The following is an 18,411-nucleotide window of genomic DNA, read 5'->3' as shown; positions in this document are numbered from 1 at the left end:
CCAATAAGGGTAAACAATGGCGGAGTTAACACTAAAACAGGAGCATTTTGTAAAAGCCTACATAGAGACAGGCAATGCATCAGAGGCTTATCGCATAGCCTACGATGCTGGCAAGATGAAAGCGGAAACTATACACCGTAAAGCCAACGAGTTAATAAGTAACGGCAAGATTACGGCAAGGATTGAAGAGATGCAAAAAGAACATCAGGAGAGACACAAAATTACAGTAGACAACCTCGTAGACCAATTAGAAGAAGCTTTACAGCTTGCCAAAACTAACGGCAACGCTAACGCAATGATTGCGGCAATAATGGGCAAAGCGAAGCTATTGGGGCTAGATAAACCAGAGCCCGTAAGAATTCAAATAGAAAAAGAATTACCAACGCTTGCGGAATTGTTCGCACAGCCTGGCGAGGTTTAAAAAATGCAATGTATTAGAGCTAAAACAAATCACTTAATCAGACGGCAAGCAATCAAACACTACTTACACGACAAGCGGGCTGATGTATTTACGTTTATGAGCTTATGGAATGATGAAGAGCCTTACCCGCTGAATGAATTGATTATCGCTCAATTGTTTTTCGTGGACGAACTCAAGGCAGATGCGAAAAACCTGAAAGAGCCTGAATACATTCAGAGCTTAATCAGAAGTGAGGAATTGACTTTGCAAAGACTGCAGGCGTTACAGAAACAACGGGGTGGGTGATGAGCAAAAAGAAAAAGCCTAGACTGCAAGAGAGTAAGCGGGAGCAATCAAGGCTTTTGATACCAGATGAACCGAATTATAGCATAGAGAAATTTATCAGTAATCTATATTCAAATTTAAGTATCGTGGGAAATATGAGCGAACAAGGGGCTGACAAAGCAGGTTTAGAAATATCTATGGGCATTAAATTCTTCTTTATCGCTTGTGGAATTGGAATAGCTACTGCCTTGTTTTTGTGGTTAGTGCCTGACTTTATCAAAGCGATAGCCGAAACGATTTTAATGTTTAAAAACTGATTTCTGACTGGCGGAATAATTGGGGCGTTATCGTATGAAATATACGAATTTAATCGTATGAAATGTACGAATTGCCCAATTTAGGCAATAAAAAGACTGTTCCAGACAACTAATTATAGGTATTACAAAACAACGCATTCAGCAATATGCAACGATTTAAACAAATGCCCACGTGGTGGGCACTAAACTCACTAGGTACATTATGGCAAGTTATGCGAAAAGCAAAGGCAGAGCGGAAGATGTAGGTAAGTTAAAGCAAGCTTTAAGCCGTAGCACGTTTACACCGTTACGACACGATTTAATCAACAGTGAGCAATTCAAAAATCTGAGCTTAGCCGCTAAATCGGTATTCTTCCACTTACTAGGCAAATACAACCGTTTGAATAATGGCGATCTCTCTGCACCACTCAATCGGGCAAAGGAAGAGTTTAACCTTTCAAAAAGAAGCTTACAGAAAGCAATTGAAGAGTTGAACGAGCATCATTTTCTGGAAGTGACACGAGTTGGCGGAAAGAATCAATGTTCACTGTATGCTTTAACGTGCTTTCCACTCAACGAAGTAAACAAGGAAGGTATTTTCCTCAAAGCAACGAGAGAACCCAGTGATAAATGGAAAGATACTAGCTAACACCACTCAAATTTTAGTGGCTCAATTTGAGCGACTAAATTTTGGTACTGGTGGTTTTTGCCCAAAATTAAACCGCCCACATAAAACATCTCTATTTTTGGCATAAACACACAGATAAAAAACAAGATAAAAATAATATGCCTATGGCATATATATATATATAGGTGGCTACCTAGTAGCCCAATTAAAGAGGTAAAAATGGGCTGACTGGGCTACTAGGTAGCCATCAAAAAATCGAAATTACCCCAAAAGCACACTGACCCGAAAAATCGGGGCTGCCTAAAATTTAGGAGACCCCAATTTTGTAGAGTTTTTTGACCAGTACGCGTGCGCGCGAGGGAATCCCAATTTAATTGGGAGATTTACCCAATAATCACAGGCAATAAAAAACCCGTACCAAAAAACGGTACGGGCTGAACTTCCAAACTCACACATAAGGCTAATTTAAACAAATTAACGAGGTTATTTTATGATGAACCTATTTCATAATCAATCTATTTCAAATGAATATAAATCACTATGCAAAGTTGCAAGCGTGGTTTATTCTGAATTTACTACAACGAAAAGGGGCAACCGCAGTCCTTATACAAGCGGTATTTTTTTATCTGAATTTTACCATTTCAAACAATGGCACGGCTTTACTACAGGCGTGATCCATTCTCTCAAATTGGTAACAAGGGCGATACGGGGAAATAAGGCTTTAAGCACGAATAACCCGAGCCGTCTTTTCGCGGTAGTTGAACCCTTGTTACACCTTTACAGAATTCTATTCAAAAGCGTGTTACAAGCCTTACTAACTAAACGAAAAGAGGGCATTTCTATGCTTTACACCTATCTATTCAAAGGCATTGCAAGAAGAGATTTAAGCAATACCCGCAAATCTATTGACGAAGTTGCTGGTGTGGTTTATGATGAACTTACTACTAAAGCTACTAGCGGAATCCGCTACCGAAATTCAAGCGGTATTTTTTTACCTAAAGTTTACCATTTCAAACAATGGCACGCTGACACTATGGGCGTGATCCATTCTCTCAAATTGGTAACAAGGGCGACACGTGGAAATAAGGCTTTAAGCACGAATAACACGGCTAGTCTAGTAGCTAGAGTTGACCCCTTGTTACACCTTTTCAAAAGCGTGTTACAAGTCCTTTTACTAACTAAACTACTAGAGGGCATTTCTATGCTTTACACCTTTCTATTCAAAGGCATTGCAAGAAGAGACCTTTGCAACACCCGCAAAGCGATTACCGAATTACCAACTTACACCTTACGCAAACAGGCAGAAAGCGAGCAACAAGCTCGTGCGTTCTTTGCACCGTTTTATGTGATTTTAGAGGGAGGCAAATTATGCTAACCCCTGAAAAAATGAACAGATTGCAAGCGGTTAAAAATGGGCGTAGTATGGCGAACACTACAACCTTCAACGGTAACCGCAACCGTTACACAAGCGGTATTTTTTTACCCAAAATTCCTTTCACAAATGGATCTGGCTTACTGGGCTTTATCCGTTTATCTATCGAATTGGCGGTAAGGGCGACACGCAGAAATAAGACGGGCAACCGTGCGAATAATGCGGACTGTTTGAAGGCAGTAGTTGAACCCTTATCGCACCTTTCAAAGGTTCAAGCGATAAGTTTTAATCACAAACTTACGGAAACCTTCAAAATGAACCCTTACACACTCAACGCCTACATAGGCAACCAATCCTACACCCTTAACCCTGAAAAAATGAACAGATTGCAAGCGGTTAAAAATGGGCGTAGTATGGCGAACGTGGTAGCAAAATCTACCGCCAGCCGTGGAAAGCTGAACACCACAGAGGCGAACACTAGCACGCCCAAAAATAACCGTGCTTTTTTTGTTTGTAGTATTCGCACACCTAAAGAAAACCGCCTGGCGGTATTTCTCTCAATGGTAGAGCGTAGCGGGCAATCTTTATTGATTGGCTGCTATCCTTTGTGGGCAGTTTTCCACCCCGTTACGTTCTACCGCCAAACCGTGGAAAGTCTAGCGGTAGATTCTGAAAATATCACAAAGGAATCTATCAAAATGAACCCTTACACACTCAAAGCCTACACAGGCAACCAATCCTATACCCTTAACTTAACCCGTTCTATGAGCGATTTAGGGGGGATCTATGCGTAACGTACATTACCTAGATTTTGACGAACCACTATTCAGATTAAACACGGCTTATCATTTATTAGGCGAGCTAATCGAACACGCGAATAGATACGATGAAAGTCACGCCACAGCATTAAGCGGAATATCTCTACTACTCTCTGACGGTTACGAAAAACTACAAGAATTACAAGCAAGAATGCAAGGGCAAGGGGCGAAATGATGAAAAACGATAACTTAGCAGAAGCAAAAGCGACACTATGGCAGGTATATTGCTTACTAGAGGCCGTTATCATTGCCGAATCTCAAGCCAATGAATTAAGCAATGCATTCACTGCATTATTAGGCATTAAGTCCTTGATGTTCAGCGGATTGGAAGAGTTGGAGGAGGTTTAGAGATGAATGCTTTAATTAAACCTCTTACCGCTATCTACAAGCGGTTAGAGAATGCGGAAACCTTGCTAGAAATTGCAGTAAGCGGTTGCGGTATAGCCACCAACGGCAAGGGCAAAACGCTCACAAAAGAAGAGATGATGAGCTTAGTATCTGAAGAGCTAAGCATATCGAAAAAGCATATCCGTTACCAGATGGATAAATTAGCCGTTAAAACGTTAAAATATGGCTTAGTATTGGTGGGAGGGGTATCGTGATGGCAAAACTCAAAAATGCACCTTTTGCGAATAAGCAACCAACAGGCAAAGCCTACGAGGTTCAAATTATTGCGGGGGCTGATGCCTGGAATAAAACCCGATGGCAAGCTGTGAAAGAATGGACGAGAGCCGAAAGCGATTATCAGCCTATCATTTTAGGGGGCGAGCAGTTGCAAGAGCTGAAAGCGGGCGGGCTTAAAATTGCGGTAGATATTGGCACGGTAAGCATTTACCAATCTGGCCAACTCAAAGAGGCGGAGAAATCCGCCATCATTGCAAACCTTGCCAAATATTCCACCGCTTGTAACGTTGCTTTCTATGATGAGGCTTGCCAAATGGTAGAGAATGCGAGCGAATATCTATCAAGATTGCGGGCAGAGGCAGAGAGTGGAAAAGAACCGATGACGGATACAGACAGCGTGATACTTTCTGAAAAACCGACCCAAAAAGAAATAATGAAAGCCTTTATCGCTTATCATCATAGACCGCTAGCCTATGACCGATTAACGGGAAGATGTTTTGAATTTACGGGCATTTATTGGGAACGGCTAGAAGATGAGGATTTAAAAAGCCAAATATTGAAATTTCTAGACAACTTAAACGCAGATTACACAAGCACCAAAATAACCAATATCGCTGACTTGGTAAAATTAAAATCTGATCGCTTGCCAGAAGTAAACAATGCCTTGATAGGCTTTAACAATGGCGTACTGAATAAGCTCACGGGCGAATTTAGGGAGCATAGACCCGATGACTATTTAAGAGGAATAGAACACTATGAAATCAATCTAGAAAGCACGGAAACGCCTTTTTTTGATGATTGGTTAGAATATTCTGCCAATGGTAACGAACTCAAAAAGCGGGCATTTCTGGCGGGCTTATATATGGTACTTACGAATCAGCACAAATGGCAGTACTATCTTGAGGTTACAGGCGTAGCACGGGCGGGCAAGTCAGTCTTTGAAGAAATAGCTACCATATTAAACGGGCGGGAAAATACTGCAGTTTTAGATATTGCGGGATTTGATGACCCAATAAGACTAGCTAAAACCGTTGGTAAGACGCTGATATTAAGCCCAGACCAAAAACCCTATATAGGTACGGCTGACGGCTTAAAGAATGCCACAGGGGGTGGATTGATAGCAGTAAGGAATCTTTACCGTGATGAAATCGAATACCGACCGCAATTTGTTTTTGTGTATTCAACCAACCACCCGATTAGCTTTACCGACCGCAATGGCGGGCATAGTGGCAGACGGATTACCTATCATTTTAATAGAGCCGTTCCCGTTGCTAAGCGTGACCCAAACTTCACGGAAAAGGTGCAAAAAGAAATCTATGGCATAGTGAGAAAGCTACTCAATCAATTCACGCCAGAACAGGCGAAAAACACACTGATTGAGTTTATGGCAACCGATGAGGGCGTAGAGGTTAAGCGAGAGGCGAACCACCTTACAGCGTTTGCGGGGGCGTTTTATATCGACACTAACAAAACGCCCGTAATGATATGGGGTAGCACACGTACGAAGAAAAGCGAGCAACAGGCACTTTACAGAGCGTATTTGCTTTATTGCGAATGCCTGAATCAAAAACCGATCAACCTTGCCACATTCAAAAATGCCTTTCCTGATGCACTCAAAGAGAGTGGGGAGAAAAAGCAAATCATCACGGTAGCCAAAGATGGTTACAGTGTTTTAAATGTATTCTGGAAAGACTACCACAAAACCATAACCCAATGGGAAAATGGATAAAATGAAGTGAAATTAAATCAAAAACACTTCATAGAGTAATCAGCCTTAAAAGCCTTGCCAATGTCGGCAGGGCTTTTTTAGTCACTTTTAATCACTGTTTTAGCCACTGAATCACTTTAGTCACTTGCTTACTCACTTGCTAATAAAGCTAGTAATAGCAACGTTCTAGTCTAAAAATAAGTGACAAAAGTGACTAATTTTCAGAAACTTTTTTTATTTTATTTCTATTTTTTCACAGATTTTTTCGTTCAAAATGAAGTGTTGTTGTGTGAATAATGAAGTTTTGGCGGCTAAGAGAAGATGGGTATAGATTGGTTTGATTTAATCCGCTGACAATTCAGCAGATTGAAAGATGTTGAAACTACCAGATGAACTAAAGCATCATTTTCCGATTCCTGAAAATTAAGGAGTGCATCATTTTTTCTGGTAGATGTTTTTTTAATGAAGCAACAAAAAAAACCGAGAAGCAGTTATTAAATAATCCTTAAATACTGACAGAATACACCGCCAACGCATTTCTATGCTCACTACCAAGGCAACGTTTAACACTCTCTAACTTTGGGCATTCCTGAAAAATCAGGAGCGTAACATTTTCTGGTAGATGTTTTTTTGCTGAACTATGCAAAATCTGACCGCTTGCCAGTTGTTAAAAAATAGCCGTTTTTAATGATGACTTTTGATTTTAGTTATACGTTTAGTTATACGCACGATTTTTCAATTTTAAAGAAGTGTTGCAACACAAGGCTTTAAGTCTATCAATTCAGCTGACCCCAGCCCACCAAAACAGATACCTAAGCGGTTCAAAACGAACCTATAAAGCCTTGAACCACAACGGTTTGAGGCTTTTTTATTAACCTAATCAAACCTAAATGAATATGCCAAAGCCTAGATTTTTAGTCGGAAGTTTAGTAGGCTCATTCTTACACTATAAAAAATGCTCCTACTAAAAATGGGTCGTCGGCTCGATCCCGATTATCGGACAGGGGCAGGGTGAAATAGGACAATAAAAAAGCCTTAAACCGTTGTGGTTCAAGGCTTTATAGGTTCATTTTGAACCGCTTAGGTATTGAATTTGGTGGAGATAATCGGGATCGAACCGACGACCTCTTGAATGCCATTCAAGCGCTCTCCCAACTGAGCTATATCCCCGTAAGTGGTTGAAATAATAAATTCCACCACAAATTCTGTCAAGCGTAATTCTTAAAATTATGCTTGTTTTTGAATAAAGTCGATTGCTTTTTGTACACGTGCAAGAGTGCGTTCACGACCGACTAATTTTGCTGTGATGTCCATAGATGGCGATTGACCTGAACCCGTTACGGCTAAACGGAATGGCATCCCCACTTTGCCCATACCGATTTCTAATTCAGTGGCAGTTTGGTTCATTGCATCGTGGATTACTTCAACTGTCCAATCGGTTAGAGCGGTCAATTTTTCCAATAGTTTTGAAAGTGGTACAACCGTTTCAGGTTTGAAGTTTTTCGCTGCAGCTTTTTCATCGTAAGTTTCAAACTCTTCATAGAAATAACGGCTTGCAGTAGCTAATTCTTTTAAGGTTTTTGCGCGTTCACTTAACACAGGAATGATTTCTGTTAAAGCTGGTCCATTTGTGGTGTTGATACCTTGATCTGCCATATGCCATTCAAGGTATTTTGCAACGTGTTCCGCAGGTAGGCTACGCATATAGTGTTGGTTCAACCATTGTAATTTTTCAGTGTTGAACGCACTTGCCGATTTGCTGACCGAGTGAATGTCGAATAATTCGATCATCTCTTCACGGGTGAAGATCTCTTGATCGCCGTGTCCCCAACCTAAACGCACGAGGTAATTAATGAGGGCTTCTGGTAAGTAGCCGTCATCACGGTATTGCATTACGCTTACTGCACCGTGGCGTTTTGAGAGTTTTTGACCGTCGTCGCCGTTAATCATTGAAACGTGTGCATAAGTCGGAATGGGGGCACCCAATGCCTTTAAGATATTGATTTGACGAGGGGTGTTGTTGATGTGATCTTCACCACGAACAACGTGCGTGATGCCCATATCCCAGTCGTCCACTACCACGCAGAAGTTGTAGGTTGGAGAACCATCGGTACGACGAATAATTAAGTCGTCTAATTCGCTATTGCTAATTTCAATGCGACCACGTACAGCATCATCGAATACCACAGAACCTTCGGTTGGGTTTTTGAAGCGCACAACGTGTGGCTCATCAACTGAATGGCTATGATCGTGTAAACAATGGCGGTCGTACCGTGGTTTTTCTTTGTTTTGTTCTTGTGTGTGGCGCAGCTCTTCTAAACGTTCTTTGGTGCAGTAGCAGCGGTATGCTAAACCTTGTTCGATCATTTGGTCGATTACTTGATTGTAGCGGTCAAAACGTTTTGTTTGGAAGTAAGGGCCGTGTTCCCAAGAAAGGTTAAGCCACTCCATACCTTCAAGGATTGCTTGGGTAGCTTCTGGGGTTGAGCGTTCTAAGTCAGTATCTTCAATGCGTAATACAAATTCGCCATTGAAATGTTTAGCGTATAACCAAGAATAAAGTGCCGTACGCGCACCACCAACGTGTAAATAACCTGTTGGGCTTGGGGCAAAACGGGTGCGAACTTTTACGTTTGGATCTAAAGGAAAAAGGGTTTCAATGTTCATTTTATTGCCTATTCAATTGATATATTTAAGAAAAGATTTATCTATTCTACTATTGTTAAGAGATGGGTTAAAGGCAAATAATCCGAAAAAATGCCAAATTGGCATAAAAAATCGGCAAATAAACTATAAAAAGAGAAAATCCGTTTGACGGGCGATGAAAAATCCCTATAATGCACGACACAACAACGGGCGATTAGCTCAGTTGGGAGAGCACCTCCCTTACAAGGAGGGGGTCACTGGTTCGAGACCGGTATCGCCCACCACTTTCTTTTGTGGTCCGTTGTTACAATCTAATATATTTGAAAATGGGCGATTAGCTCAGTTGGGAGAGCACCTCCCTTACAAGGAGGGGGTCACTGGTTCGAGACCGGTATCGCCCACCACTTCAACGTGTATTCATTTTCAAATTCCCATTAGTTTAAATGCTTATCTTAAGTGGGCGATTAGCTCAGTTGGGAGAGCACCTCCCTTACAAGGAGGGGGTCACTGGTTCGAGACCGGTATCGCCCACCACTTATTTTAGTGTTTAAACTAGTCGAAACTTCAGTTTCGGGCGATTAGCTCAGTTGGGAGAGCACCTCCCTTACAAGGAGGGGGTCACTGGTTCGAGACCGGTATCGCCCACCAGTCTTATTTTAGATATTTATTTCAGTATACCTTTCAAAGGTGAATAAATAATTCATATAATACTTCAAACTTGCATAAGCACTTCTTACATTCCTGTGCTCATAAGTAAAATAGCCCTTTTCATTCGCTTTATCACTCCGTTCTTTTAAAAAAGTTTCATGTTTTTTAAACCAATCATGCAAACGAAGATAAAATTCATTTTTGAACTTTTAACTAATATTCTTGCAAATATTTTTAGAACTCAACCGCTTGTAACTTTTTATTTCTCCAAAAACACCTGCAAATTTTCCCATTCTCGTTGCATATCACTGACGCCCAAATCATACATGGCTTGGAGTTTATTCGGAGCTTTTTCAACTCGTTTTATGTTTAAATCAACAGAAGGGCGGATCACAAAAATCTCGCCTTTTTCGGCTTGTTCAATCACATTTTCGACTTGCTCGTTATACATCGCATAGCGGTTGTTTACTGCGTCCGCAAATTTGGGATATTTACGATACCAAAGTTTGGCAAGTAGCGGATTAGGCTTGGATTTTCGGTAATTAAGCGTGCGAGTAAGCACCACGATGATTTTGTCGTAGCCCATTTTTTTCATTTGCTCAAGTGGGATGGAGTCGGCAATTGCACCGTCAAGATAAGGTACACCATTGATTTCGACAGGCGTTGAGACATAAGGCATTGCGGAAGTGGCTCTCAGCACTTCCATTTGAGCCAGTGGATCAGTCAGTTTGACATATTCTGCCTGAGCTGTATTCAGATTGGTAATAGTGGCGTAGAAATCCATCTGTGTTTGTTGGAAAGTTGCATTATCAAAAACATCTTGTTTAAATGGCACTTCGTAAAAGGCAAACTCTTTACTGATAATATTACCCGTTTTAATTAGGTTTTTTAGGCTGATATATCTGGCATCTGGCATAAATTTTTTGTTGTAGCGAATAGCACGGCCTTTTTGTTTAGAGGGGTAATTTACGCCGAACAATGCCCCTGCTGAAACTGAGATAACGCCATCCACCCAAAAATCTTTATCTAAAAAAGTATCAAGCACGCCTGCGGTGTACATACCTCGCATCGCACCACCTTCGAGTACTAAGCCAATTTTCATCTGCTTCCCTTATAATGATTATTTGAAATAGTTATGTTTGCTTATAAAAAAATGGCGGACTAAAGTCCGCCGTTAGCATCTGTATATCAAAGACTACGCTTTTTTCAAAAACTCCGATTTCAGCATAATTTTGCCACAATCTACGTTGTGGTCGCCGTTTACTAAACGAATATTTTTGAATTTTGTGCCTTTTTTCAACACTTCTGATGAGCCTTTGAGTTTTAAATCTTTAATCAATAACACATCATCGCCATCAGCTAATAAATTGCCGTTGCTGTCTTTGACGATCAATTGATCTTCATCGTCTTCAGCCACTTCTTCGCCTGTCCATTCATAAGCACAATCTGGGCAAACGAATTGGATCGAATCGTGGTAGGTATTCTCGCCGTTACATTTTAAGCAAGCTGGGAATGTCATTTTTAGTCCTTAATATTGTAAAAGTTGGTATTCTATAACGAAATCGTCTAATAATATAGCTCTCTTATGTCGTAAGCGGGCTTTTAGCCCACCAATAATTAGTTCAGAGCGTTATAGAATGGTGGGCTAAAAGCCCACCCTACAACTAATTACATCATCGCTGAAATATATTTCAACATTACCCCAGCAGCAATGGCTGAGCCGATAACGCCTGCTACGTTTGGTCCCATTGCATGCATAAGGAGGAAGTTTTGTTTGTCGTATTCTTGGCCAACTTTATTCGACACACGTGCTGCCATTGGCACGGCAGAAACGCCTGCGGATCCGATAAGTGGATTGATTTTATCTTTGGTGAATTTGTTCATCAATTTCGCCATTAATACACCGCTTGCTGTACCGATGCCAAAGGCAATCACGCCAAGCACCAAAATGCCGAGGGTTTGCGGTTGGAGGAATTTATCCGCTACTAATTTTGCCCCTACAGATAAGCCTAAGAAGATGGTTACGATGTTGATTAACGCATTTTGAGCGGTGTCGTTTAAGCGTTCCACCACGCCACTTACACGCATTAAGTTACCGAAACAGAACATACCAAGCAATGGTGCGGCATCGGGCAATAAGAGTGCTACTAACACCAACAACACGATTGGGAAGAGGATTTTCTCACGATTGCTGACTTGGCGACCTTGCACCATACGAATACGGCGATCTGCATCGGTTGTTAAGGCTTTCATAATTGGCGGCTGAATAAGCGGTACTAACGCCATATAAGAGTAAGCGGCTACCGCAATCGCACCCAGTAATTCAGGGGCGAGTTTACTTGCTAAGTAAATCGCAGTTGGGCCGTCCGCCCCACCGATAATGCCGATCGCTGCTGCTTGTGGTAGAGTGAAATCAATCACGCCAATCCAGTTAAGGGCTAATGCACCTAGTACGGTGGCGAAGATCCCAAATTGTGCTGCAGCCCCTAAAAGCAAAGTTTTCGGGTTAGAAAGTAGCGGACCAAAGTCAGTCATTGCGCCTACGCCCATAAAGATCACCAATGGTGCTACGCCATAACCAATTGCCACTTTATAGAATAACGCCAACACGCCTGCGGTATAGCCCATATCGCCTGCGATGACTTCTAGTTCGTTTTGCACAGACGGCAACGCTAAAGCAATCGCTTCTTTTAAGCTGTGAACGTCGATGCTTGGGCTGTTTACTTTGGCGGCAATAATTGCCAATTGTTCAGGTGTACCGTGGTGTAAAAGATTATCAAGAGCTGTCATCGCCATTCCCGCTTCAGGAATGTTCGAGAGTAATCCCCCAAAACCAATCGGTAAGAGCAGAAGTGGCTCAAAGCCACGGGCAATCGCCAACCAGAGTAGCACAAGGCTGACGATAATCATCACCGCTTGCCCCCACTCCATATTCATAATGCCCATACCTTGGAAAAGTGCAATAATGCTGTCCATATTTTGTCCTTTTTCTTGTCGCAATATGTGCTTTCTATGTAGGGGCGTGTTGCACACGCCCTTTCACATTATTCGAAATATCAGGGCGTGTGCAACACGCCCCTACAATAATATTAAGCAATTCTCATCATCACTTGTTCAACTGCTACAGCGTCGCCTTGTTTGATGCTAATATCTTGCACTCTGCCCGCTTTCGCTGCACAAATTTGGGTTTCCATTTTCATTGCTTCAAGAATGAGCAACACATCGCCTTCAGCCACTTGCTGACCTTCTGCCACTTCTACCTTTAAGATGGTTCCCGCCATTGGGGCTTTCACAGGTTCAGCATTTGCAGAATTTGGTGCAGATTGTACCGCTTGTGGTGCAGCTGCTGGTGTTGCAGTCGGTGTGATATGAGTAATATCGCCACCTTCGCTTACTTTTACCACAAAGGATTTGCCTTCGAGTTCCACAGTATAAACCGCTGGTTCGTCTGCTTTCGCTGCTGGGGCTTGAGAAGCGGTTGGTTTTTCCGTAGATTTTACAACTTCTTGACCTGTTGGTGCAGGCTCAAAGGCAGCTGGGTTATTGCGGTTTTCCAAGAATTTCCAGCCCACTTGTTGGAAGAGTGCCACAATTAACACATCGTCTACTACGTTGCCTGAAAGAGTGATACCTTTTTCTTTGGCTTGTGCGGTTACTTCGGCGACTAATTTATCCCATTCTGGGGCAATATGATCCGCTGGGCGGTCGGTTAATGGTGCAGCACCTTCTAACACACGGGCTTGTAATACCGCATTCACTGGGGCTGGAGTTTTGCCGTATTCGCCTTTTAAGATGCCGGCAGTTTCTTTGGCGATGGTTTTGTAGCGTTCGCCCATCAACACGTTCATTACCGATTGAGTACCAACAATTTGTGAGGTTGGTGTTACTAACGGAATGTAGCCTAACTCTTCACGCACGCGTGGAATTTCTTGCAACACAAGATCGAGTTTATCAGAGGCGTTTTGTTGGCGGAGTTGGTTTTCGAGGTTGGTGAGCATTCCGCCTGGCACTTGTGCCACTAAAATACGGCTGTCAATACCACGGAGTTGTCCTTCAAATTTCGCATATTTTTTACGCACATTGCGGAAGTAAGCGGAGATTTTTTCTAATGCAGGAATGTTCAAACCTGTGTCGTATGGTGTGCCCTGAAGGGTGGCAACGATAGATTCTGTTGCAGGGTGTCCGTAAGTGCCAGACATTGAAGAAATCGAGGTATCTACGCCATCCACGCCTGCTTCAATCGCTTTCAGCAATGCCATTTCCGCCATCCCTGTGGTAGAGTGGCAGTGTAAGTGAAGCTCTACATCGAATTGTTTTTTGATGGCACTCACTAATTCTTGTGCTGCCATCGGGGTAAGAATGCCTGACATATCTTTGATGACAAGCGAGTCGATGCCGATTTCAAGCAGTTGTTCTGTTACCTCTAACCACGTTTGCAGCGTATGCACAGGGCTGGTGGTGTAGCTCAAGGTGCCTTGTGCGTGTGCACCTTGTTTTTTGACCGCTTGTAGGGCTTGTTTCATATTGCGTGGGTCGTTTAACGCATCGAACACGCGGAACACGTCCATACCATTTGCTACAGAATGCTCCACGAATTTATCGACCACATCGTCCGCATAGTGGCGGTAACCTAACAAGTTTTGACCACGCAATAGCATTTGTAGCGGGGTGTTTGGAATGGCTTTTTTCAATTCACGCAAACGCACCCACGGATCTTCGCCTAAAAAACGAATGCAGCTATCAAAAGTTGCGCCGCCCCATGCTTCTAAAGACCAATAGCCGATTTTGTCGAGTTCAGCAGCAATCGGCAACATATCATCTAAACGTAAACGGGTAGCAAAAAGTGATTGGTGGGCATCGCGTAATACCACGTCAGTAATGGCAATTTTTTTTCGTTGAGTTGTCATAATCCAAATCCTTCTGATAATTTATAAACCTTGTTTTCTTCTGTGATGTGCAATGGTGGCAACAATCACAGGGCGTAAACGCTCGAGATCATCTTGAATAGGTGGCGTTGCCACTTGAGGTTTGCTTACGGGAGCGGGGATAGGTTTGGAAAAATATTGATTGATGAGCTTAGACATCAAAGCGATGGCATAGATCAGGATGAATAAGAAGAGCATCACAAATCCCATACCAGAAATCATCAAATTGACACCTTCGCTAAAGAGTTCTGCATTGGTCATAGTATTTCCTTATCGTGATTGATGAATAATTGAAGAATAATCGTGAATGAATTGGAGTGCAAAGGGTTGAAGTGAAAAGTGTGGAGTAGATCACAAAAAAATTTAATCAAAAAATCAAGCGGTTCATTTTTTCGGAAAATTTGCAAATGTTTCCAAAAAATAACCGCTTGTGATACCGATTATTCCGTTATGGGAAGAATGGGAAGAAAATAGGGAGCAGTATCATTGATATGATAACCGTAATTGCAATTAACGGTAAACCTGCTTTGGTGTAATCAATAAAGCGATAGTCACCAACAGAAAGTACCATCGTGTTTGCGGGCGTGCCTATTGGAGTGGCAAAGGCACAGGAAGAACCGATTACTACCGCCATCAAGACTGCTCTAGGATCAGCACCGAGCGAGCCTGCAATGGAAAGCCCAATTGGAGCAAGAAGAGCAGCTGTTGCAGTGTTTGACATAAAGTTAGTCAGTAAGCAGCTTAATAATAAAATGGTGAGCAGTAACAAGGATGGATTGGGATTATCGCCTAGTAAACCTAAAATCAAATGGGCGATGTCAGCACCAGCCCCAGTGCGTTGTAAGGCATCTGCGAGGGCAAGCGTTCCTGCAAATAAGAATACTACTTGGCTATCAATCGCTTGATAGGCTTGTTTTTCGGTAATGACACGCATAATCACTAAAATCAAGGCACCAATGCAAGCCGAAATATAGAGTTTGATGCCGATCACATCTTCAAACACCATCGCAAGTAGCGTACCGACAAGTATTAATAATGACAAATATTGTTTCCATTGTGGGATGGGGTTGTGGTGATTATGGAACGCATTGTATTCCCCTTCTTCCACGTGAACGTTGGGTTGTGCAGGCAAGAAGCGATAGCCGATAAAAGCAAAGTAGAGAATACCCGCTACTAAAATTGGTAAACCTAATTTTGCGTATTCGAAGAAGGCGAATTTTAAACCAGTTTGTGATAATACACCTTGCACTACCAAGTTGTTGGGTGAGCCGATAAGTGAAAGGTTGCCTCCTAGTGTGGATGCAAATGCCATTGGCATCAGCAAACGTGAGCGTGCAAAGCCCGATTTAGAAGAAATACCGAGAATAACAGGAATGAGAATGGCCGCCGTGCCCGTGTTGGACAATACGCCAGACATCAAGCCAGTAATGACCATTAGAACAACCATCAATTGGCGTTCACTTTTAGCAAAACGGCTGACTACGCCACCAATTTTGTTCGCCATACCTGTTTCAAACAAGGCACCACCGATCACAAACATTGCGACGAATAAAATCACGTTGGTATCGACAAAACCTAAAAATGCCTCTTTCGCAGGCAATACGCCTGTGACGGCTAAACCAACGGTTACCACCATTGCGGTAACAGCAAGCGGTAGTTTTTCGAGTGCAAACATCAAAACGGCAAAGCCGAGAAAACAGAGTGTAATTACACTTGGAGTCATGGATAAGCTCCTCTGAAAGATTGAAATTTAGTTTGCTATCATACCTAACTTAAGTGGGATAGGATTGATCCAACGCAATAAAAGGCAGATTTTGGAGCGAAATAGATTAAAATAAATACTATTTTTGTTTATTTCCTATCTGGTTTGATCTGTGTTTCGTAAGATTTCATTACGCTCACGTAAGTAAGTAGCAAAACGGGGCTTACCTTGTTGTGTTAAACCATGATATCGGTAAGTGATTTGACTCCCAATCGCTGGTGGATTTTCTCGCTCTTTATTTTTAAAGCCAGAACCAATTCGAAAACGTCCGCGATGATTTTCACAGGTAATGGCACCAAGACGATTGGCGTGTTTGCCTTTTCCTTGATGATGAGCAACGACAGTGCACTCTTCATCAGTTGCAGGTTTCATTTTCAGAATTTGAGCCGAACGACCGCGAATATAGTGTGCATTCGGATTTCTTACCACCACGCCTTCACCGCCTTGGTTCAAAATCGCTTGGTAGAATTGCTGTAAATGTGCCTGATCTTGAATGGGAATTTGTGGAATAATCTGAATATAAGGCGTTGGATGTTCCTGCAGATAATTTTCTAAGGTTGCCAAGCGTTCAAACAGGTTTCCCGCTGCATTTGGCACATCGAAAACATGCAGCTTCAACTTATACCAGCCTTTGGGTTCTGCGGAACGAACTGTACCAGAAATGTCTTCAAACTTGCCTCGTTTGCTAAAAAGTTCGCCATCAATCGCAAAAGGCGGAAAATTTTTCAGGAAATAATCGGGCGGGTTGAAAGGATTGCCTTGGCGGCTGATTAATTGCTTGCCGTCCCAATAGGCTCGCACACCATCAAATTTTTCGCTCATTACCCAGCCTGAAATATCTTGATTTTTGTATTCTTGTAAGAGCATTAAATCAGAGGATTTCGCAAGGGGTGCAAGCGGTAAGGAAAGGAAAAGAATTTGCCAAATGAGCCGTTTGAACATAAAAAGTGCCTCCAAATGGAAGCACTATAAAAGAAAGGAAAATAGCGAACAGAAAATTTTATGAAATTTTCGAGCGAGATCGCAAAAATAATCAGAAATTTGACCGCCAGTGGGTTATTTCACTTTTTGAACAAGAGCGGAAATGCCTTCTTCCACGAACTCTTCTTTTTCTGCCATCTCAACAATTTGTTCGTGAGTATATTTTGTGGCGTTATAAACTACCACGATGCTGGTGTCTCCCACTTGTAAGAAGTTGGTTTCACCAAAGGGGGTGTAACGCGTTGCACCGATGCTGATAATTGTTTGAGTAGGGTAGTTTGCTTGTTTAATCAATTCCGCAATGTGGTTCATCGGGCCTTGATTAGGCTGGTTGTTCATTTTGTCGATAATCCAGTTCAACAATTTTTGGTGGAAGTAGCTGTAGCTGACGGCTGGACTGTCTTCACCATAAGTGTTGAGCTTGCCATCGCGTTTGTGGAAGCAAGCAATGTTATATTGGTCAAGGTTTCCGCCTTGCTCGAATTTATCTAAAGCGATGTGGGTGGCAGAAATGCCTTTAGAATTTACACCCCAGTTTTTCTTTTCACAGATTTTGCGTGCGTTTGGACGGCGGATTGAGCAGTCGTTATAAGCCGCAAAATGGGTTGGAATCAAGGCAACTACTTTGCCATCTTGATATTCAATGTTACAGATTAAAGCGACTTCGGGCTCAATTTGCAAATTGTCTGCATCGTTCGGGAATGTGATAGTGTCGTGTGTTAAAGGATAAGTAGAAAGAAATTGTTCAGTTGGTGCAAGCGTTTCACTTGGCACATAGAATGGGAAAATGGCTTTTGGTTGAATTGCCTCTTCGGTTTTTACTGCCATGAAATCCGCTGCTTCGCCCGCTTGTTCTAAATGCCCCGCAAAATTGCCGGCTACACCAAAGCCGATGAAATCTTTAAATGTCATAAATAAAAAGTACCTTAATAGAGTTAGAGAGTGAAGATACTTTAAAGAGATTTACCCCGAATTACAATTATTTGGAAAATTCTTCTGCTAAAATGTATAGAAAATTATCTAAAAATGGTATTTATCTATACTTTTCGCATAAAGCTTCAACAAGCGGTAAATTTTTTAAAATTTTTTGCAAAAAGTGCTTGCACGAGTTTTATTTTTCTCTATAATGCACCCCACACAACGACGCACTGTTGTGAATGATTTAAATTGATATGCAGTGCGTCGTTTCTTTTTGTTCTTTAACAACTTATCAGACAATCTGTGTGGGCACTTGTTGATTGACTTAGTTAAAATATTTTAATTTTGAAGTCTTGATAAAAGTGCTAACTAGAAATTCATTTTTACCTTTAAATTAAAT

19 protein-coding genes and 5 tRNA genes are annotated in these 18,411 nt (G+C 42.0%); 14 read left to right on the top strand and 10 right to left on the bottom strand.

The genetic code is table 11. From position 1 onward, the window contains the following. Positions 1-16: 16 nt before the first annotated feature. The 10 genes from DPV92_RS04155 to DPV92_RS04115 all read left to right on the top strand — a co-directional run bounded on the left by DPV92_RS04155 (position 17) and on the right by DPV92_RS04115 (position 6,152). Positions 17-421, top strand: coding sequence for a terminase small subunit (locus DPV92_RS04155; RefSeq protein WP_111353811.1), 405 nt, complete (start codon positions 17-19; stop codon positions 419-421). Between the two features lie 3 nt (positions 422-424). Beyond that, positions 425-706 (top strand): hypothetical protein, encoded by a 282-nt coding sequence (locus DPV92_RS04150; protein WP_078177633.1) that lies wholly within the window; start codon positions 425-427, stop codon positions 704-706. Continuing rightward, positions 706-1,002 (top strand): hypothetical protein, encoded by a 297-nt coding sequence (locus DPV92_RS04145; RefSeq protein ID WP_111353810.1) that lies wholly within the window; start codon positions 706-708, stop codon positions 1,000-1,002. Before DPV92_RS04150 ends, DPV92_RS04145 begins: the two co-directional genes overlap by 1 nt. A 202-nt stretch (positions 1,003-1,204) precedes the next feature. Then, positions 1,205-1,630 carry an ArsR family transcriptional regulator gene (locus DPV92_RS04140; RefSeq protein ID WP_111353809.1) on the top strand — a complete coding sequence of 142 codons (426 nt, stop codon included), beginning with the start codon at positions 1,205-1,207 and terminating at the stop codon, positions 1,628-1,630. Positions 1,631-2,099: 469 nt separating this feature from the next. Next, positions 2,100-2,984, top strand: a complete 885-nt coding sequence (locus tag DPV92_RS04135; RefSeq protein WP_111353808.1) for a hypothetical protein — start codon at positions 2,100-2,102, stop codon at positions 2,982-2,984. Then, positions 2,978-3,775, top strand: a complete 798-nt coding sequence (locus tag DPV92_RS09995; protein ID WP_318655604.1) for an ash family protein — start codon at positions 2,978-2,980, stop codon at positions 3,773-3,775. Before DPV92_RS04135 ends, DPV92_RS09995 begins: the two co-directional genes overlap by 7 nt. Beyond that, entirely contained in the window at positions 3,768-3,974 is a 207-nt protein-coding gene (locus DPV92_RS04125) for a hypothetical protein (protein WP_111353807.1), read from the top strand. The genes DPV92_RS09995 and DPV92_RS04125 overlap by 8 nt, the downstream gene beginning before the upstream one ends. After that, entirely contained in the window at positions 3,971-4,147 is a 177-nt protein-coding gene (locus DPV92_RS09845) for a hypothetical protein (protein ID WP_192574179.1), read from the top strand. Before DPV92_RS04125 ends, DPV92_RS09845 begins: the two co-directional genes overlap by 4 nt. Positions 4,148-4,149: 2 nt before the next feature. Next, positions 4,150-4,401 (top strand): hypothetical protein, encoded by a 252-nt coding sequence (locus DPV92_RS04120; RefSeq protein WP_111353806.1) that lies wholly within the window; start codon positions 4,150-4,152, stop codon positions 4,399-4,401. Continuing rightward, positions 4,401-6,152: a DNA primase family protein gene (locus tag DPV92_RS04115; protein ID WP_111353805.1), complete on the top strand. Its 1,752-nt coding sequence runs from the start codon at positions 4,401-4,403 to the stop codon at positions 6,150-6,152. The genes DPV92_RS04120 and DPV92_RS04115 overlap by 1 nt, the downstream gene beginning before the upstream one ends. A 1,073-nt stretch (positions 6,153-7,225) precedes the next feature. On the opposite strand, the gene DPV92_RS04110 is transcribed toward DPV92_RS04115, so the two are convergent. Both DPV92_RS04110 and gltX read right to left on the bottom strand, forming a co-directional pair. Continuing rightward, positions 7,226-7,301: transfer RNA gene (locus DPV92_RS04110), tRNA-Ala, on the bottom strand. Between the two features lie 57 nt (positions 7,302-7,358). Further along, entirely contained in the window at positions 7,359-8,798 is a 1,440-nt protein-coding gene (gene gltX, locus DPV92_RS04105) for a glutamate--tRNA ligase (protein WP_111353804.1), read from the bottom strand. A 187-nt stretch (positions 8,799-8,985) separates the two neighbouring features. Between gltX and DPV92_RS04100 the strand changes: the two genes are divergently transcribed. The 4 genes from DPV92_RS04100 to DPV92_RS04085 all read left to right on the top strand — a co-directional run bounded on the left by DPV92_RS04100 (position 8,986) and on the right by DPV92_RS04085 (position 9,425). Then, a tRNA-Val gene (locus tag DPV92_RS04100) sits at positions 8,986-9,061 on the top strand. A gap of 44 nt (positions 9,062-9,105) precedes the next feature. After that, positions 9,106-9,181, top strand: a tRNA-Val gene (locus DPV92_RS04095). Positions 9,182-9,235: 54 nt separating this feature from the next. Then, positions 9,236-9,311: transfer RNA gene (locus tag DPV92_RS04090), tRNA-Val, on the top strand. 38 nt (positions 9,312-9,349) lie between these two features. Beyond that, positions 9,350-9,425, top strand: a tRNA-Val gene (locus tag DPV92_RS04085). 259 nt (positions 9,426-9,684) lie between these two features. Here the strand turns inward: DPV92_RS04085 and DPV92_RS04075 are convergent. From DPV92_RS04075 to DPV92_RS04040, 8 genes are all read right to left on the bottom strand, one after another. Beyond that, positions 9,685-10,527 carry a patatin-like phospholipase family protein gene (locus DPV92_RS04075; protein ID WP_111353803.1) on the bottom strand — a complete coding sequence of 281 codons (843 nt, stop codon included), beginning with the start codon at positions 10,525-10,527 and terminating at the stop codon, positions 9,685-9,687. A gap of 93 nt (positions 10,528-10,620) precedes the next feature. Beyond that, on the bottom strand, positions 10,621-10,944 hold the full coding sequence (locus tag DPV92_RS04070) for a zinc ribbon domain-containing protein YjdM (RefSeq protein WP_111353802.1): 324 nt from the start codon (positions 10,942-10,944) through the stop codon (positions 10,621-10,623). 149 nt (positions 10,945-11,093) lie between these two features. Beyond that, a complete protein-coding gene (locus DPV92_RS04065) occupies positions 11,094-12,401 on the bottom strand; it encodes a sodium ion-translocating decarboxylase subunit beta (protein ID WP_111353801.1) in 1,308 nt (435 codons plus the stop codon). 113 nt (positions 12,402-12,514) lie between these two features. After that, positions 12,515-14,332 carry a sodium-extruding oxaloacetate decarboxylase subunit alpha gene (oadA, locus tag DPV92_RS04060; RefSeq protein ID WP_111353800.1) on the bottom strand — a complete coding sequence of 606 codons (1,818 nt, stop codon included), beginning with the start codon at positions 14,330-14,332 and terminating at the stop codon, positions 12,515-12,517. A gap of 21 nt (positions 14,333-14,353) precedes the next feature. After that, positions 14,354-14,611 (bottom strand): oxaloacetate decarboxylase subunit gamma, encoded by a 258-nt coding sequence (locus tag DPV92_RS04055; RefSeq protein ID WP_111353799.1) that lies wholly within the window; start codon positions 14,609-14,611, stop codon positions 14,354-14,356. A 187-nt stretch (positions 14,612-14,798) separates the two neighbouring features. Beyond that, complete coding sequence (locus DPV92_RS04050) at positions 14,799-16,073, bottom strand: SLC13 family permease (RefSeq protein ID WP_111353798.1); 1,275 nt, start codon at positions 16,071-16,073, stop codon at positions 14,799-14,801. A gap of 135 nt (positions 16,074-16,208) precedes the next feature. Further along, positions 16,209-17,054, bottom strand: a complete 846-nt coding sequence (locus DPV92_RS04045) for a DNA ligase (RefSeq protein ID WP_111353797.1) — start codon at positions 17,052-17,054, stop codon at positions 16,209-16,211. A gap of 114 nt (positions 17,055-17,168) precedes the next feature. Beyond that, the gene (locus tag DPV92_RS04040; protein ID WP_111353796.1) at positions 17,169-18,005 is read right to left on the bottom strand and encodes a DUF5718 family protein; all 837 of its coding nucleotides are present in this window, start codon (positions 18,003-18,005) and stop codon (positions 17,169-17,171) included. Positions 18,006-18,411 lie beyond the last annotated feature (406 nt).

This window comes from Pseudohaemophilus paraphrohaemolyticus, from assembly GCF_003253115.1.
GTDB classification, from domain to species: domain Bacteria; phylum Pseudomonadota; class Gammaproteobacteria; order Enterobacterales; family Pasteurellaceae; genus Haemophilus_A; species Haemophilus_A paraphrohaemolyticus_A.
This window is presented reverse-complemented; position numbering and strand designations above follow the sequence as displayed.

Bases quoted from the DNA above. Each gene is read 5' to 3' on its own strand.
- DPV92_RS04155 (WP_111353811.1), top strand. From the start codon at position 17: ATGGCGGAGTTAACACTAAAACAGGAGCATTTTGTAAAAGCCTACATA.
- DPV92_RS04150 (WP_078177633.1), top strand. From the start codon at position 425: ATGCAATGTATTAGAGCTAAAACAAATCACTTAATCAGACGGCAAGCA.
- DPV92_RS04145 (WP_111353810.1), top strand. From the start codon at position 706: ATGAGCAAAAAGAAAAAGCCTAGACTGCAAGAGAGTAAGCGGGAGCAA.
- DPV92_RS04140 (WP_111353809.1), top strand. From the start codon at position 1,205: ATGGCAAGTTATGCGAAAAGCAAAGGCAGAGCGGAAGATGTAGGTAAG.
- DPV92_RS04135 (WP_111353808.1), top strand. From the start codon at position 2,100: ATGATGAACCTATTTCATAATCAATCTATTTCAAATGAATATAAATCA.
- DPV92_RS09995 (WP_318655604.1), top strand. From the start codon at position 2,978: ATGCTAACCCCTGAAAAAATGAACAGATTGCAAGCGGTTAAAAATGGG.
- DPV92_RS04125 (WP_111353807.1), top strand. From the start codon at position 3,768: ATGCGTAACGTACATTACCTAGATTTTGACGAACCACTATTCAGATTA.
- DPV92_RS09845 (WP_192574179.1), top strand. From the start codon at position 3,971: ATGATGAAAAACGATAACTTAGCAGAAGCAAAAGCGACACTATGGCAG.
- DPV92_RS04120 (WP_111353806.1), top strand. From the start codon at position 4,150: ATGAATGCTTTAATTAAACCTCTTACCGCTATCTACAAGCGGTTAGAG.
- DPV92_RS04115 (WP_111353805.1), top strand. From the start codon at position 4,401: ATGGCAAAACTCAAAAATGCACCTTTTGCGAATAAGCAACCAACAGGC.
- gltX (WP_111353804.1), bottom strand. From the start codon at position 8,798: ATGAACATTGAAACCCTTTTTCCTTTAGATCCAAACGTAAAAGTTCGC.
- DPV92_RS04075 (WP_111353803.1), bottom strand. From the start codon at position 10,527: ATGAAAATTGGCTTAGTACTCGAAGGTGGTGCGATGCGAGGTATGTAC.
- DPV92_RS04070 (WP_111353802.1), bottom strand. From the start codon at position 10,944: ATGACATTCCCAGCTTGCTTAAAATGTAACGGCGAGAATACCTACCAC.
- DPV92_RS04065 (WP_111353801.1), bottom strand. From the start codon at position 12,401: ATGGACAGCATTATTGCACTTTTCCAAGGTATGGGCATTATGAATATG.
- oadA (WP_111353800.1), bottom strand. From the start codon at position 14,332: ATGACAACTCAACGAAAAAAAATTGCCATTACTGACGTGGTATTACGC.
- DPV92_RS04055 (WP_111353799.1), bottom strand. From the start codon at position 14,611: ATGACCAATGCAGAACTCTTTAGCGAAGGTGTCAATTTGATGATTTCT.
- DPV92_RS04050 (WP_111353798.1), bottom strand. From the start codon at position 16,073: ATGACTCCAAGTGTAATTACACTCTGTTTTCTCGGCTTTGCCGTTTTG.
- DPV92_RS04045 (WP_111353797.1), bottom strand. From the start codon at position 17,054: ATGTTCAAACGGCTCATTTGGCAAATTCTTTTCCTTTCCTTACCGCTT.
- DPV92_RS04040 (WP_111353796.1), bottom strand. From the start codon at position 18,005: ATGACATTTAAAGATTTCATCGGCTTTGGTGTAGCCGGCAATTTTGCG.